Origin of the sequence: Paracoccus sp. pheM1 (assembly GCF_018499825.1) — a bacterium.
GTDB lineage: Bacteria > Pseudomonadota > Alphaproteobacteria > Rhodobacterales > Rhodobacteraceae > Paracoccus > Paracoccus versutus.
Map to the genome: position 1 here is coordinate 166,681 of NZ_JAGXCX010000002.1, position 13,106 is coordinate 179,786.

At 69.0% G+C, this 13,106-nt stretch carries 13 protein-coding genes; 6 read left to right on the plus strand and 7 right to left on the minus strand.

Annotated elements, in window-relative coordinates:
- Nucleotides 1-60: 60 nt before the first annotated feature.
- Nucleotides 61-690 (plus strand): ATP-dependent Clp protease proteolytic subunit, encoded by a 630-nt coding sequence (locus tag KF941_RS14940; protein ID WP_036759845.1) that lies wholly within the window; start codon nt 61-63, stop codon nt 688-690.
- A 162-nt stretch (nt 691-852) separates the two neighbouring features.
- The gene (clpX, locus tag KF941_RS14945; protein WP_214273809.1) at nt 853-2,118 is read left to right on the plus strand and encodes an ATP-dependent Clp protease ATP-binding subunit ClpX; all 1,266 of its coding nucleotides are present in this window, start codon (nt 853-855) and stop codon (nt 2,116-2,118) included.
- A 544-nt stretch (nt 2,119-2,662) separates the two neighbouring features.
- Here the strand turns inward: clpX and KF941_RS14950 are convergent.
- Nucleotides 2,663-2,962, minus strand: a complete 300-nt coding sequence (locus tag KF941_RS14950; RefSeq protein ID WP_214273810.1) for a hypothetical protein — start codon at nt 2,960-2,962, stop codon at nt 2,663-2,665.
- On the opposite strand from KF941_RS14950, the gene KF941_RS14955 reads away from it, so the two are divergent.
- Genes KF941_RS14955 through KF941_RS14965 form a run of 3 tightly spaced genes read left to right on the plus strand, consistent with a single transcriptional unit; the run spans nt 2,961 to nt 4,298 of the window.
- Entirely contained in the window at nt 2,961-3,335 is a 375-nt protein-coding gene (locus KF941_RS14955) for an NADH:ubiquinone oxidoreductase subunit NDUFA12 (RefSeq protein ID WP_072462442.1), read from the plus strand. The genes KF941_RS14950 and KF941_RS14955 overlap by 2 nt on opposite strands.
- Nucleotides 3,336-3,339: 4 nt before the next feature.
- On the plus strand, nt 3,340-3,807 hold the full coding sequence (mlaD, locus tag KF941_RS14960) for an outer membrane lipid asymmetry maintenance protein MlaD (protein ID WP_072462441.1): 468 nt from the start codon (nt 3,340-3,342) through the stop codon (nt 3,805-3,807).
- Complete coding sequence (locus KF941_RS14965; RefSeq protein WP_214273811.1) at nt 3,804-4,298, plus strand: DUF2155 domain-containing protein; 495 nt, start codon at nt 3,804-3,806, stop codon at nt 4,296-4,298. Before mlaD ends, KF941_RS14965 begins: the two co-directional genes overlap by 4 nt.
- On the opposite strand, the gene aat is transcribed toward KF941_RS14965, so the two are convergent.
- The 6 genes from aat to tkt all read right to left on the minus strand — a co-directional run bounded on the left by aat (nt 4,262) and on the right by tkt (nt 10,964).
- Nucleotides 4,262-4,903 carry a leucyl/phenylalanyl-tRNA--protein transferase gene (aat, locus tag KF941_RS14970; protein WP_214273812.1) on the minus strand — a complete coding sequence of 214 codons (642 nt, stop codon included), beginning with the start codon at nt 4,901-4,903 and terminating at the stop codon, nt 4,262-4,264. The two genes, KF941_RS14965 and aat, sit on opposite strands and share 37 nt — an antisense overlap.
- A gap of 35 nt (nt 4,904-4,938) precedes the next feature.
- The gene (gene accC / locus KF941_RS14975; RefSeq protein ID WP_036759858.1) at nt 4,939-6,291 is read right to left on the minus strand and encodes an acetyl-CoA carboxylase biotin carboxylase subunit; all 1,353 of its coding nucleotides are present in this window, start codon (nt 6,289-6,291) and stop codon (nt 4,939-4,941) included.
- 7 nt (nt 6,292-6,298) lie between these two features.
- Nucleotides 6,299-6,817, minus strand: coding sequence for an acetyl-CoA carboxylase biotin carboxyl carrier protein (accB, locus tag KF941_RS14980; RefSeq protein ID WP_072462438.1), 519 nt, complete (start codon nt 6,815-6,817; stop codon nt 6,299-6,301).
- 103 nt (nt 6,818-6,920) lie between these two features.
- Nucleotides 6,921-7,817, minus strand: a complete 897-nt coding sequence (locus KF941_RS14985; protein ID WP_072462437.1) for a lysophospholipid acyltransferase family protein — start codon at nt 7,815-7,817, stop codon at nt 6,921-6,923.
- Nucleotides 7,814-8,755 carry a DMT family transporter gene (locus KF941_RS14990; protein WP_214273813.1) on the minus strand — a complete coding sequence of 314 codons (942 nt, stop codon included), beginning with the start codon at nt 8,753-8,755 and terminating at the stop codon, nt 7,814-7,816. Before KF941_RS14990 ends, KF941_RS14985 begins: the two co-directional genes overlap by 4 nt.
- 187 nt (nt 8,756-8,942) lie before the next feature.
- A complete protein-coding gene (gene tkt / locus KF941_RS14995) occupies nt 8,943-10,964 on the minus strand; it encodes a transketolase (protein ID WP_214273814.1) in 2,022 nt (673 codons plus the stop codon).
- Between the two features lie 93 nt (nt 10,965-11,057).
- Between tkt and KF941_RS15000 the strand changes: the two genes are divergently transcribed.
- Nucleotides 11,058-13,022, plus strand: a complete 1,965-nt coding sequence (locus tag KF941_RS15000; RefSeq protein WP_214273815.1) for a hypothetical protein — start codon at nt 11,058-11,060, stop codon at nt 13,020-13,022.
- The last annotated feature ends 84 nt before the right edge of the window (nt 13,023-13,106 follow it).

The following is a 13,106-nucleotide window of genomic DNA, read 5'->3' on the forward strand; positions in this document are numbered from 1 at the left end:
GGGGCCTTGGGACGAATCGCGAAACGGACAGGCCAGGCAGGGACAAAAGCAAGGACAGACATGCACGATCCGGCAGAATTCTACATGAACACCCTCGTCCCCATGGTCGTCGAACAGACCAGCCGGGGCGAACGTGCCTATGACATCTTCTCGCGCCTGCTGAAGGAAAGGATCATCTTCCTGTCCGGCCCGGTGCATGACGGCATGGCGACGCTGATCTCGGCGCAGCTGCTGTTCCTCGAGGCGGAAAACCCGACCAAGGACATCAGCATGTATATCAACAGCCCCGGCGGGCTGGTGACGGCGGGCCTGTCGATCTATGACACGATGCAATACATCAAGCCGCGCGTCTCGACGCTGGTGGTGGGGCAGGCGGCCTCGATGGGCTCGCTGCTGCTGTGCGCAGGCCAGCCGGGGCAGCGCTTCTCGCTTCCGAACAGCCGCATCATGGTCCACCAGCCCTCGGGCGGCTTCCAGGGCCAGGCGACCGACATCCTGATCCATGCGCGCGAGACCGAAAAGCTCAAGCGGCGCCTGAACGAGATCTATGTCCAGCACACCGGCCGCACGCTGGAAGAGGTCGAGGAGGCGCTGGAGCGCGACCGCTTCATGTCGCCGCAGGAGGCGAAGGATTGGGGCCTCATCGACGAGATCCTGACGGCGCGCGGCAAGGCCGAGCCGGGCCAGTGATCACGGCTGCGGGAAGCTGGCGGGGCAGGCGTTTTGGGGATTGTGACGGGCCGGGGGGGCTCGTAACATGATGGGCAACGCATGGCGTGGCCTGGCCACGTCCGGAACAGGCGGTCGTCCGGCGCTTTTGCCGGGCCTCCGGTGCTATACGAGGATGAACTGATGGCCAATCCGACCGGCGGCGACAGCAAGAACACGCTCTATTGCAGCTTCTGCGGCAAGAGCCAGCATGAGGTGCGCAAGCTGATTGCCGGTCCGACCGTGTTCATCTGCGATGAATGCGTCGAACTCTGCATGGACATCATCCGCGAGGAGACCAAGTCCTCGGCGCTGAAATCCGGCGACGGCGTGCCGACCCCGCGCGAGATCTGCAACGTGCTGGACGATTACGTGATCGGCCAGGAACATGCCAAGCGCGTGCTGTCGGTGGCCGTCCACAACCACTACAAGCGGCTGAACCACAGCTCCAAGACCGACATCGAGCTGGCCAAGTCGAACATCCTGCTGATCGGCCCGACCGGCTGCGGCAAGACGCTGCTGGCGCAGACGCTGGCGCGCATCCTGGACGTGCCCTTCACCATGGCCGACGCCACCACGCTGACCGAGGCCGGCTATGTCGGCGAGGATGTCGAGAACATCATCCTCAAGCTCCTGCAGGCCAGCGAATACAACGTCGAGCGGGCGCAGCGCGGCATCGTCTATATCGACGAGGTCGACAAGATCACCCGCAAGTCCGACAATCCCTCGATCACCCGCGACGTCTCGGGCGAGGGGGTGCAGCAGGCGCTGCTGAAGATCATGGAGGGCACGGTCGCCTCGGTGCCGCCGCAAGGCGGGCGCAAGCATCCGCAGCAGGAATTCCTGCAGGTGGACACGACCAATATCCTCTTCATCTGCGGCGGTGCCTTTGCCGGGCTGGACCGGATCATCGCGCAGCGCAACAAGGGCACGGCGATGGGCTTCGGCGCCAACGTCAAGGAGGACGACGACAAGGGCGTGGGCGAGTTGTTCAAGCAGCTCGAGCCCGAGGACCTGCTGAAATTCGGCCTGATCCCGGAATTCGTCGGCCGCCTGCCGGTCATCGCCACGCTGGGCGACCTGGACGAACAGGCGCTGATCACCATCCTGACCCAGCCCAAGAACGCGCTGGTCAAGCAGTATCAGCGGCTCTTCGACCTCGAGGGCGTGAAGCTGACCTTCACCGAGGACGCGCTGGTCGCCATCGCCCGCCGCGCCATCAAGCGCAAGACCGGCGCGCGGGGTCTGCGCTCGATCATGGAGGACATCCTGCTGGACACCATGTTCGACCTGCCCGGCATGAGCAGCGTCGAGGAGGTGGTGGTCAACGAGGAGGCGGTGGACTATCCCGCAGCCAAGCCTTTGCTGATCCACACCGATTCGAAAAAGGAAACCGCGACCGCGGGCTAGGCCCGCATCGCATAGGGGCTCGGCCGGCCGCCTTGGCGGCTGCCGATCCCGCGCCGCGGCGGGTCGGTCGGCGTGGTGCAGGCGGGGCCATGGGCGCCGCCTTTTTCGTTTACCTCTCCGCGCGCGTCCATCCGCACGGAGAACGTCTCCGTCCGGCGGGCCGCAATGGTTTGTCGGTGCGTAAGGTTTCCGGCCGCGCTCGGATCGGCTTGTCCCCGCGGGCTCCGCCGGGGTGAACCGCATCCACCTGCTGGCCTGCGACTACGGCTTGTCCCTGCGCGGGCTCCGCCGGGTTTCCGGCCCAACGCTATCGCGCGGCTGCGGCGCATCATCTGCCTGATCGCCTTCGGGCTGCTGTTCCTGGGAATGCTTTCAGTCATCCCGGGGATGGCAGTTCTGTTGGTGCAGCAGGTCGTCAATCTGGGCCGACTGACGCTTCTGGGCTTGCTCTCCAGGCCCCAGTCAAGAACCGAGACCATCCAGACAAGCCCCCCGACCAGGAGCAATGAAAAAACCCTCCCGAGAGCAACTCGGGAGGGGGATCTCATCCCGATCTGGATCTTGGGAAAACTGGGGTGCGCTGTCCGTAGGGGGTTTCCCGGATCGCCACATCGGCCTCGGTCAGGTTCTCGGAAATGGTCGAGAACTCGCCAGCATTCAGCAGGGGAGCGATGGAGAGCCGGGCATTGGCCTCCTTCAGAGCCCTGATCCCGCCGCGATGAGCCGGCCCCCCGGCCGCGTCGATTTGCCTTGTCCGGGCACGGCTGCGGCCAAGCGTCTCTGGACCTTCGCCGCAACTTGCGGCATATCTCGGCCACACCCGATTGATGAGGTTCGCACCCATGTCGTTTCTGCTGCGCTTTCTGACCTGGTGGAACAGCCAGACCCTGAACACCCAGGTCTGGACCAAGCTTTACGGCGAAAAGGTCGGCGAGGACGATCAGGGCAATGTCTATTACCAGTCCGGCGGCGGCAAGCGGCGCTGGGTGATCTATAACGGCGAGGCCGAGGCAAGCCGCATCTCGCCCGAATGGCACGGCTGGCTGCATCACACCTACAAGGAGCCGCCGACCGCGGCCCCGCTGCCGCACAAGCCCTGGGAAAAGCCGCATGAGCCGAACCTGACCGGGACGCCTGGCGCCTATCACCCGGCGGGCTCGCTCTATCGCGCGCAGCCGGTCGAGCGGCGCGACTACGACGCCTGGCAGCCCGAGTAGGCGCATGAACACCGCCGCCGAACGGGCCGAGCTTTGGGTTGGCGCGGCGGTCCTGGCCGTGGCGGCCGGCTTCCTGGCCTGGTCCACCGCCGGCGGCAGGCTGGGGGCGCAGTTGGCGGGCGGCTATGAGTTGCGCGCGGCCTTTCCCAACGTGGACGGCATCGAGGTCGGCACCGATGTCCGCGTCGCCGGCGTCAGGGTGGGGCGGGTCTCGGCGGTCGACCTGAACCCGCAGACCTATTTCGCCGAGGCGCGGCTGCGCCTGCCCGACGGCATTCGCCTGCCCAGCGACAGCGCGGCGCTGATCCAGTCGGACGGGCTGCTGGGCGGCGCCTATATCGAATTGCAGCCGGGCGGCGCGCCCGACAACCTGGCGCCGGGCGACGAGATCGAGGATGTGCAGGGCGCGGTCAGCCTGATCTCGCTGATGATGAAATTCGTGGATGCGCAAAGCACGGACGACAGCCCATGACCGATCTTCTGACCCGCGCCTGCCTGTGCCTGCTGCTGGCAGCCAGCCCCGTCCTCGCCCAGGACGAGGAGCCGGCCGAGGATCAGCAGCTGATGATCGACCCGGCCTTCAGCGACGATCCCGATGCGGTGGTCCCCGTCGAACCCTCGGCGGCGGAGCGGCAGCGCGCCGCCGAAGCCGCCCGCGGCCCCGAGACGGCGCGCGGCACCGGCGCGCAGCTGCGCGGCCTCGACAAGATCACCGGCCGGACGCAGGATTTCACCTTGGCCGTGGGCGAGTCGGTCGCCTTTGGCCGGCTTCAGCTGAGCCTGGCGGAATGCCGCTATCCGGCGGCGGACCCGACCTCGGACGCCTATGCCGAGCTGACGATCACCGACCATCAGGCCAATGCCCGGCTGTTTGCGGGCTGGATGATCGCCTCGTCCCCGGCGCTCTCGGCGCTGGACGATCCGCGCTATGACGTCTGGGTGATTTCCTGCAACAGGGTCTGAACGCCGGGCAGGGCATGGGTAGTCAGGTCGGCGCGGACCTTTAGCGCGACCGCCAGCCGCCGGCGATATTCAAGGCGCGGGATGGCCTGGCCACCCATCGAGGCGAGATGCGGGTTCGGATATTGCGTGTCCCACAGCGTGAAGCCGCAGCGCGCCAGATGCGAGGACATCCAGATCAGCGCCGCCTTGGAGGCATTGGGCCGGCGCGAGAACATGCTTTCGGCAAAGAAGGCCCCGCCCAGCGTCAGGCCGAACATGCCGCCGATCAGCGCGTCGCCGGCGCGGATCTCCAGCGAATGGGCGTGGCCCATGCGGAACAGATCGCGGTAAAGCGCCATCAGCGGGGCGTTGATCCAGGTTTCCGCGCGATCGGCGCAACCCTGGACCACGCCGACGAAATCGCAGTCGAGGGTCGCATGCCAGCCGCAATGGCGCAGCACGCGCCGCATCGAGCGCGAGACATGCACCCCGCCCACCGGCAGGATGCCGCGCAGCCCCGGCTCGAACCAGTAAAGCTGGGGATCCGAGGCGGATTGCGCCATCGGAAACACTCCCTGGGCATAGGCGGCCAGCATCCGTTCGGCAGTCAGGCCCCTGCTGCTCATGCAGGAACCGCCGGTCGTGCCGCCTGCCGCATCGCTCAGGCGCTGACGGCCATCTCGGCCAGCCAGCGTTCCAGCCAGTGGATCGAGTAATCGCCGCGCTGGATGTCGGGATTCTCGATCAGCGCCCGGAACAGCGGCACGGTGGTGTCGATCCCGTCCACGATCAGTTCGCCCAGGGCGCGGTTCAGCCGCGCCAGCGCCTCGGGGCGGTCGCGGCCATGCACGATCAGCTTGCCGATCAGGCTGTCGTAATAGGGCGGGATGCGGTAGCCGTCATAGATCGCCGAATCCATCCGCACGCCCAGCCCCCCCGGCGCGTGATATTGCGAGATGGTGCCGGGCGAAGGGGTGAAGTTCGGCAGCTTCTCGGCATTGATCCGCACCTCGATGGCATGGCCGCGGATCTGCAGGTCTTCCTGGCGGAACTCCATCTCTTCGCCGGCGGCGACCAGGATCTGCTGGCGCACCAGGTCGACGCCGAAGATCGCCTCGGTCACAGGATGCTCGACCTGGAGGCGGGTGTTCATCTCGATGAAGTAGAACTCGCCGTCCTCGAACAGGAACTCGATGGTGCCTGCGCCGCGATAGCCGATCTTGGCCATGGCATTGGCGCAGATGCCGCCGATGCGGGCGCGCTGCTCGGCGGTGATGACCGGGCCGGGCGCTTCCTCGAAGACCTTTTGGTGGCGGCGCTGCAGCGAACAGTCGCGCTCGCCCAGATGCACGGCGCGGCCGCGGCCGTCGCCAAAGACCTGCACCTCGATATGGCGCGGGCGCTGCAGGTATTTCTCGATATAGACCTCGTCGTTGCCGAAGGCGGCCTTGGCCTCGGCGCGGGCGGTGCGGAAGGCGGTCTCCAGCCCGGCTTCGTCATTGGCGACCTTCATGCCGCGCCCGCCGCCACCGGCGGTGGCCTTGATGATGACCGGATAGCCGATCTGCGCCGCCACCTGCTTGGCCGCGGCCACGTCCGCCACGCCACCGTCCGAGCCGGGCACCACCGGGATGCCCAGCGACTTCGCCGTCTCCTTGGCGGTGATCTTGTCGCCCATGATGCGGATATGCTCGGCCGAAGGGCCGATGAAGGTGATGCCGTGATCCTCGACCATCTGCACGAAGGCGGCGTTTTCCGACAGGAAGCCATAGCCGGGATGGACCGCCTGCGCGCCGGTGATCTCGCAGGCCGAGATGATGGCGGGCTGCGACAGGTAGCTGTCGGTCGAGGGCGGCGGGCCGATGCAGACGGATTCGTCGGCCATGCGCACATGCATCGCATCGGTATCGGCGGTGGAATGCACGGCGACCGAGGCGATGCCCATTTCGCGGCAGGCGCGGATCACGCGCAGCGCGATCTCGCCGCGGTTGGCGATCAGGATCTTGTCGAACATCCGCGCCTCACTCGACGACCATCAGGGGCGCGCCGAACTCGACCGGGCTGCCGTCGTCGACGAGGATGCGCTTGACCGTGCCCGAGCGGGGCGAGGGGATGTGGTTCATCGTCTTCATCGCCTCGACGATCATCAGCGTCTCGCCTTCCTTGACCTGCTGGCCGATGGCGACGAAGGGCGTGGCGCCGGGCTCGGGCGCCAGGTAGGCGGTGCCGACCATGGGCGAGGTCACGACGCCGGGCAGGCTGGCCGGATCCTCGCTGGCGGGGGCCGCGGCCGCGGCCGGGGCGGCGGCGGGGGCCATCGCCGCGGGGGCGGCGAAGGCGGCCGGCATGGCTTGCGGCGCGGCCTGTTTCTGGTGCTTGGACAGGCTGACGGTCAGCCGGTCGTTTTCGTCATATTCGCGCTTGACGGTCAGTTCGGTCAATTCGTTGCGATCGAGCAGTTCGGCCAGCGCCTGGATGAAGGCGACATCGCCCTCGTGATGGCGCTTGTCTTGACCAGCGTGTTTGGAATCGTCGCTCATGCCGTCCTCTGGATGTCGTTGTCGGGGCCCGCGTTCTGATTGCGCGGCGGATTTGGGCGTCCTTATAGACCGTCGGGCAACCCAAGGGAAAGGGATTCGCCGCCTAGCCCCTGCGTTTCCAGCGCCGATGGACCCAGAACCACTGCTCCATATGGTCGCGGACCAGCCGCTCCAGATCGTCGTTCAGCGCCTGCATCATGGTCGGGGCGTCGCTGTGGGGGATGGGCGCGCCGACCTCGACGCGAAAGCTCAGCCCATCGGGCTGGCGCACCCCGGCGATGGGCAGGATCAGCGCATCATAGCGCAGCGCCAGTTCCGCCGGGGTCAGCACCGTCCTGGTCGGCAGGCCGAAAAAGCGCAGCTCGGCGCCGTGGACGTCGAACTGGTCGAAGCCCAGCGACAGCCAGCCCCCACCCTTGAGAAAGCGCAGCATCGCCGCAAGCCCGGCGCGGCCGCGCGGGAACATCGGCTCGGCGATGGCGCGCATGGCGGGGATGTAATGGCGGTTGAACGCCTCGTTGTTCATCGGCCGGTAAAGCGCGCCGACCGGCCAGCCGCGCCCGGCAAGCGCCGCGCGCATGGCGTCGTAATTGCCGAAATGCGCCACGGCCAGGATCACCGGCCGGCCCGCCTGCGCGGCCTGTTCCAGCGCCGGCAGGCCGGGGCCGGCCAGCGGGTCGGCGGCATGGATGCGGTCGGTGAACTCGGTGCCGGAATAGATCTCGGCCAGCGAGCGGCCGGCGTTGTCGGGCACCGCGCGGGTCAGGCGGCGGACCTCGGCCGCGGAAAGGTCGGGACGCGCCATGGCCAGGTTGGCGCGGATGCGCCGGCGCCAGCCCGCCAGCGGGCCAAGCAGATGGGCAAAGAACCAGCCCATCGCGGGCACGCGCCGCCGATAGGGCAGGATGCGCGCCAGCCCCATGACGGCCAGGAAGGCGCCATTGGCGATGCGGTCGCGCAGCGGGGCGGGCTCCTGGGTCTCGGTGTCGGTCTCGGTCATTGCGGCCCCGTTCCGGCGGCCCGGTTCATCGCGCGGGCCTCGCGCATCCAGACATATAGGCCCGCGGCCACGATGATCAACGCGCCGATGAGGGTCCAGAGGTCGGGCAGGGTGCCCCAGAACAGCCAGCCCCAGAGCCCGGCCCAGAGCAGCCCGGTATAGCCGAAGGGGGCGATGGCCGCCGCCTCGGCCAGCGAGAAGGCGCGGATCAGCAGCGCCTGCGCCGCCGTGCCGAGCCCGCCGAGCAGCAGGAAGGCCCAGAGGTCGCCGGCCGCGATGGGCTGCCAGACGAAGGGCACGGCGAGCGAGGAGAGGACCGTGCCGACCAGCGCCGACCACAGGATCGAGGTCGCGGTGGAATCGCTTCTCGCCATGCGGGTCAGGATGGCGCCGGCGGCATAGGTGAAGGCCGCGGTGAGCGCCAGCAGCGCCGCGGGATGGAAGACGCCGGCGCCGGGGCGGATGATGAGCATGGCGCCGCAGAAGGCGGCGAGGATGCCGAGGATGCGGCGGATGCCGATGGATTCGCCCAAAAAGACGGCCGCGCCCAGCGTGATCAGCACCGGGTTGAGGTCCATGATCGCGGTTGCCTCGGCCAGGCCGATGAATTGCAGCGCGCTGAAGAACAGCAGGCCCGAGCCGAATTGCGTCACGCCGCGGAAGAACTGCACCGCCGGGCGCCGGGTGGCGAGGGCATGGCGCAGCCGCGGCGCGAAGATGACCGCGACGATGGCCAGGTTGGTGACGAAGCGCACCCAGACCACCTGCACCGGATGGTAGAGCGTCGAGAGATGCTTGCCGGTGGCATCCATCAGCGTGAACAGGAAGATCGCCAGCAGTAGGAGCAGAATGCCGCGCAATTGCGCCGAGCGCGCCGGATCGCCCGCGGGCGCGAGGATCGGCGGCAAGGCGCCGGGGCTGGGTTCGGGCGGTGTCATGGCATGTCCCTCTTGTTCCCGCTTATGCCCGTGGGCGGCGGCGGGGTCCATGGGGGCGGAGCGGGTGCCTGCCCGCGCCGTCGCATGGGTATTTGGGGAACGAAGAAGCCGGGCGGGGATTCGAGGGGACCAGGCTTCGGGGCCGGGATTGGGCAGGCCGCGCCGGAAAGGGCGCGGCCCGGATGGGTCAGCCGAGCAGGCGGCGGGCCTCGGCGATGGTCGCCTCGGCGGTGATGCCGAATTCCTTGTAGAGCGTCGGCGCCGGGGCCGAGGCGCCGAAGCCGGTCATGCCGATGAAGCCCGAGGTTTCCTCGCGCCCGCGCTCGCCCAGCAGGAGCCAGTCCCAGGGCTGGCGCACGGCGGCCTCGATGGCGATGCGCACGGTGCCGGCGGGCAGGACCTGCCGGCGGTATTCGGCGTCCTGGTCGCGGAAAAGCTCCATCGACGGGACCGAGACCACGCGGGTCGGCACGCCCTCGGCCTCGAGCGCGTCGCGGGCGGCAACGGCGATTTCCACCTCGGAGCCCGAGGCCATCAGGATCACCCTGGGCTCGGCGCTGGCCTCGCGCAGGACATAGGCGCCCCTGGCCGAGAGGTTCTCGGACCCCGCATCCTCGCGCAGCAGCGGCAGGTTCTGGCGCGACAGCGCCATGACCGTGGGCGTCGATTCGCTCGACAGCGCGATTTCCCAGGCCTCGGCGGTCTCGATCAGGTCGCAGGGGCGCAGGGTCAGCGTGTTGGGCGTGGCGCGGCAGATCGCCAGGTGCTCGACCGGCTGGTGGGTCGGGCCGTCCTCGCCCAGGCCGATGCTGTCATGGGTCATGACATAGGTCACCGGCAGGCCCATCAGCGCCGAAAGCCGCATGGCCCCGCGCGCGTAATCGGTGAAGCACATGAAGGTGCCGCCATAGGGGCGGAAGCCGCCGTGCAGCCAGATGCCGTTCATCGCCGCCGCCATGCCATGTTCGCGGATGCCGTAGTGGATATAGCGGCCCTGGCGGTTTTCCGGCGTGAAGATGCCCATATCCTTGGTCTTGGTGTTGTTCGAGCCGGTCAGGTCGGCCGAGCCGCCCAGCGTCTCGGGCAGTTCGGGGTTCACCACCTCCAGCACCATCTCGCTGGCCTTGCGGGTCGCGACCTTGGGCTTGCTGGCCAGCGCCTGCTGCTTGAGCGCGGCGATGGTGGGCGCAAGCCGCTCGCTGGTGCCGCCCGAGATGCGGCGGGCGAATTCGTCGCGGTTTTCCGCCGCATCGACGCGGGCGGCCCAGGCTTCGCGTTCCGCCCGGCCCTTGGCGCCGATGGCGCGCCAGTCGGCCAGGATGTCATCGGGCACGGTGAAGGCGGCGGCATCCCAGCCGAGCGCCTCGCGCGCGGCGGCGATCTCGGCCGCGCCGAGCGCCGAGCCATGCACGCCCGAGCTGTCCTGCTTGTTGGGCGCACCGAAGCCGATGATGGTCTTGCAGGCGACCAGGACCGGGCGGTCGTCCTTGCCGCTGGCCGCATCGGCCAGGGCGCGGGCGATGTCGGCCGGGTCGTGGCCGTCGCAGCTGAGCGTGCGCCAGCCCGAAGCCTCGAAGCGCTTCAGCTGGTCGGTCGAATCCGACAGCGACACGCGGCCGTCGATGGTGATGTCGTTGTTGTCCCAAAGGACGATCAGGTTCTTCAGCTTCTGGTGGCCGGCCAGGCCGATCGCCTCCTGGCTGATGCCCTCCATCAGGCAGCCGTCGCCGGCGATGACCCAGGTCTTGTGGTTGCACAGGCCCTCGCCGAACTGGGCGCGCATCGCCTCTTCGGCGATGGCGAAGCCGACGGCGGTGGCGATGCCCTGGCCCAGCGGGCCGGTCGTCGTCTCGATCCCCTCGGCATGGCCGTATTCGGGATGGCCGGCGGTGATCGCGCCCCATTGGCGGAAGTTGCGGATCTGGTCGATCGACATCTGCTCGTAGCCGGTCAGGTGGAGCAGCGAATAGATCAGCATCGAGCCATGGCCCGCCGACAGCACGAAGCGGTCGCGGTCGAACCAGTTCGGCGCGGCGGCGTCGAATTTCAGGTGGTCGCGGAACAGGACCGTGGCCACGTCGGCCATGCCCATCGGCATGCCGGGGTGGCCCGAGTTCGCCGCCTCGACGGCGTCCATGGAAAGGGCGCGGATCGCGGTGGCGAGGCGCCAGTGGGCGGGATCGGCCTTGCGGCGGGCGGCGATGTCCATATCGGGATTCCGTGCTGTTGTATGGCGGCACGTCCTGATAGGCAGGAGGGCGCGCGGTTGCAAGCCGCAAGGGGGACGGAGGGGCGGTTTCGCATGACAAAGCATCACGCCATCATCGGTTTCCGGCAGGACCGGATCGGCGCGCGGCTGATCTGCCTGCTCAACGTCATGCGGATCGCGCGCAAGTTCGGGGTCTCGGGGCGCTATCTGTGGCTGTCCCAGCCCGGCGGCCCCTATCCCGAGCTGGCCGATCCGCGCGATTTCCTGGACCCCGCCTTCGTGGCCGCGCATATCGACGTGGTCGGGCGCGCGCCCGACCGCGCGGGCCTGCGCAACCTGCCCGCGGTCGCGCCGGGCATGAGCCGCGCCGGCTTTGCCCGGACCCTGGCCGAGGGGAGGCGCTACGAATGCGACAGCATGGCCGAGATCCTGCGCTTCATGGACGAACCCGAGGCCGAGGCGGCCGCCGGCCTGCGCGCCGTGGCCGCCGATCTGGCCCTGTCCCCGCGGCTGGCGCGGGCGCTGGAGGATGCGCGGCGCATCCTGGAGCGGGCGGGCGGCGGCCGGCCGCTGGCGATCCATGTCCGGCGCGGCGACATCCTGGACGGCGATCCCTGGTCCTATTCCTCCTGGGCGTCGAAATATGTGCCCGACGAGTTCTTCCGCGCCTTCGTCGCCGCGGTGGAGGGGCCGGTCATCGCCTTTTCCGACACGCCGGCCGCGGTCGAGCATCTGCGGCAGGGCGATCCCCGCATCCTCTCGGTGCAGGAATTGCTGGACCCCGGCGCGCTGACCCCGGCCGAGCGCGATCTGCTGGAACTGCTGCTGATGGCCGGTTGCGCCCAGGTGGGCGCGCCCAGCCACAGCGCCTTTTCGCGCGCCGCGGCGATGGTGGGGGAATGCCAGGTCGTAACCCTGCCGGGGGCGCTTCCCGCCGATCTGCAGGCTTCGGCCCATGATGCGCTGCTGGAGCGGGTGCTGTCGCGGCCGGAGAGTTTCCTTGCGCCGGGCGATCTGGCGCAAAGCATTAGCTATGCCGCCGGCCATGCCCGGCGCCGCGGCCGAGGCGCGGAGCTGGTCGATGCCTTGGCCGGGAACCGCGCGCTGCTGGAGCGTTTCCCCTTTCTTTATCGCGAGCTTGCGGTGGCGGCCTGGTCGGCGGGCCGGGCGCAGAAGGCGCGGCAGCTGGCCTTGCAGGGGCTGAAGGCGCCGCTGATGCGCAACCGCGACAAGCCGCAATGCCGGCAGGTGCTGCTGGTCACGGGCGGGCAGGGCGGGAATGCGGATGGCGCCGCGCCGGCACCGGACGCGGCCTTCGTGGACATGATCCTTGCCGGGCGCTCGGCCGAGGGGCCGATCATGCCCGCCCTGGCGCATCGGCTGATGCGCGAGGGCGGCACGGCCAGCCGGGCGCTCGGCTTCGCCCCCGAGCTGCTGGCGACCTATGCCCAGCCCGACCCGGAACGCGGCAAGGGCCGGATCCTGCCGCTTTGGCTGTTGCGAATCGACTGGTCGGAGTTCATCCGCGATCCGGGCCCGCAGCGCGAGTTGCTGGTCTGGCCCGACCTGTGGCGCAAGCTGGGCCCCGGCGCCGAGGCGCTGGCCCCGGTCGAGGCGGCGCTGGCCAGGGGCGAGCAGCCGCCGCTTGCCGAGGGGGACGCGGCCTGGCTGGGCTTTTGCGCCTCGGTGCTGCGGCTGCATGGCCGGCTGAACCGGGCGCTGGCGCTGCTGCACTGGCTGGATGCGGCGCGGCCGGGCCGGATGCTGACCTGCAAGCGGCTGGCCGATGTCTGCTTTGCCGCCGGCAATCGCAAGGCCGGGCAGCGCTGGCTGGATGCGGCGCTGGCGCTGGCGCCGGACCAGCCGCTGCTGCGCCTATCGGCCGCCCTGCGCGCCGCCGAGGCCCAGGACGTCCCGCGGGCCGAGGCGCATCTGCGCGCCGCCCAGGCGGCCTGGCCTGAACTGGGCCTGACCCAGACCCTGCGCCGCACGATGCGCCGGCAGATGCAGGCCGGCGCGCTTGCGGATGCCGCATCCTGCGCGGCGCAGGCCGGCTGATCACGCGATCGTCATAAAGCATTTGCCAAAGCCCGGCCGCCAGCGCAGTCTTGCGAAAACGCAAGGATAACGGGCAACAATGGG

Coding starts and splice junctions, on each gene's coding strand:
- tkt (WP_214273814.1), bottom strand. CDS start 10,964: ATGGACATCGCCGCCCGCCGCAAGGCCGATCCCGCCCACTGGCGCCTC.
- KF941_RS15000 (WP_214273815.1), top strand. CDS start 11,058: ATGACAAAGCATCACGCCATCATCGGTTTCCGGCAGGACCGGATCGGC.
- mlaD (WP_072462441.1), top strand. CDS start 3,340: ATGAACACCGCCGCCGAACGGGCCGAGCTTTGGGTTGGCGCGGCGGTC.
- KF941_RS14955 (WP_072462442.1), top strand. CDS start 2,961: ATGTCGTTTCTGCTGCGCTTTCTGACCTGGTGGAACAGCCAGACCCTG.
- accB (WP_072462438.1), bottom strand. CDS start 6,817: ATGAGCGACGATTCCAAACACGCTGGTCAAGACAAGCGCCATCACGAG.
- KF941_RS14950 (WP_214273810.1), bottom strand. CDS start 2,962: ATGGGTGCGAACCTCATCAATCGGGTGTGGCCGAGATATGCCGCAAGT.
- aat (WP_214273812.1), bottom strand. CDS start 4,903: ATGAGCAGCAGGGGCCTGACTGCCGAACGGATGCTGGCCGCCTATGCC.
- KF941_RS14990 (WP_214273813.1), bottom strand. CDS start 8,755: ATGACACCGCCCGAACCCAGCCCCGGCGCCTTGCCGCCGATCCTCGCG.
- KF941_RS14965 (WP_214273811.1), top strand. CDS start 3,804: ATGACCGATCTTCTGACCCGCGCCTGCCTGTGCCTGCTGCTGGCAGCC.
- KF941_RS14985 (WP_072462437.1), bottom strand. CDS start 7,817: ATGACCGAGACCGACACCGAGACCCAGGAGCCCGCCCCGCTGCGCGAC.
- KF941_RS14940 (WP_036759845.1), top strand. CDS start 61: ATGCACGATCCGGCAGAATTCTACATGAACACCCTCGTCCCCATGGTC.
- accC (WP_036759858.1), bottom strand. CDS start 6,291: ATGTTCGACAAGATCCTGATCGCCAACCGCGGCGAGATCGCGCTGCGC.
- clpX (WP_214273809.1), top strand. CDS start 853: ATGGCCAATCCGACCGGCGGCGACAGCAAGAACACGCTCTATTGCAGC.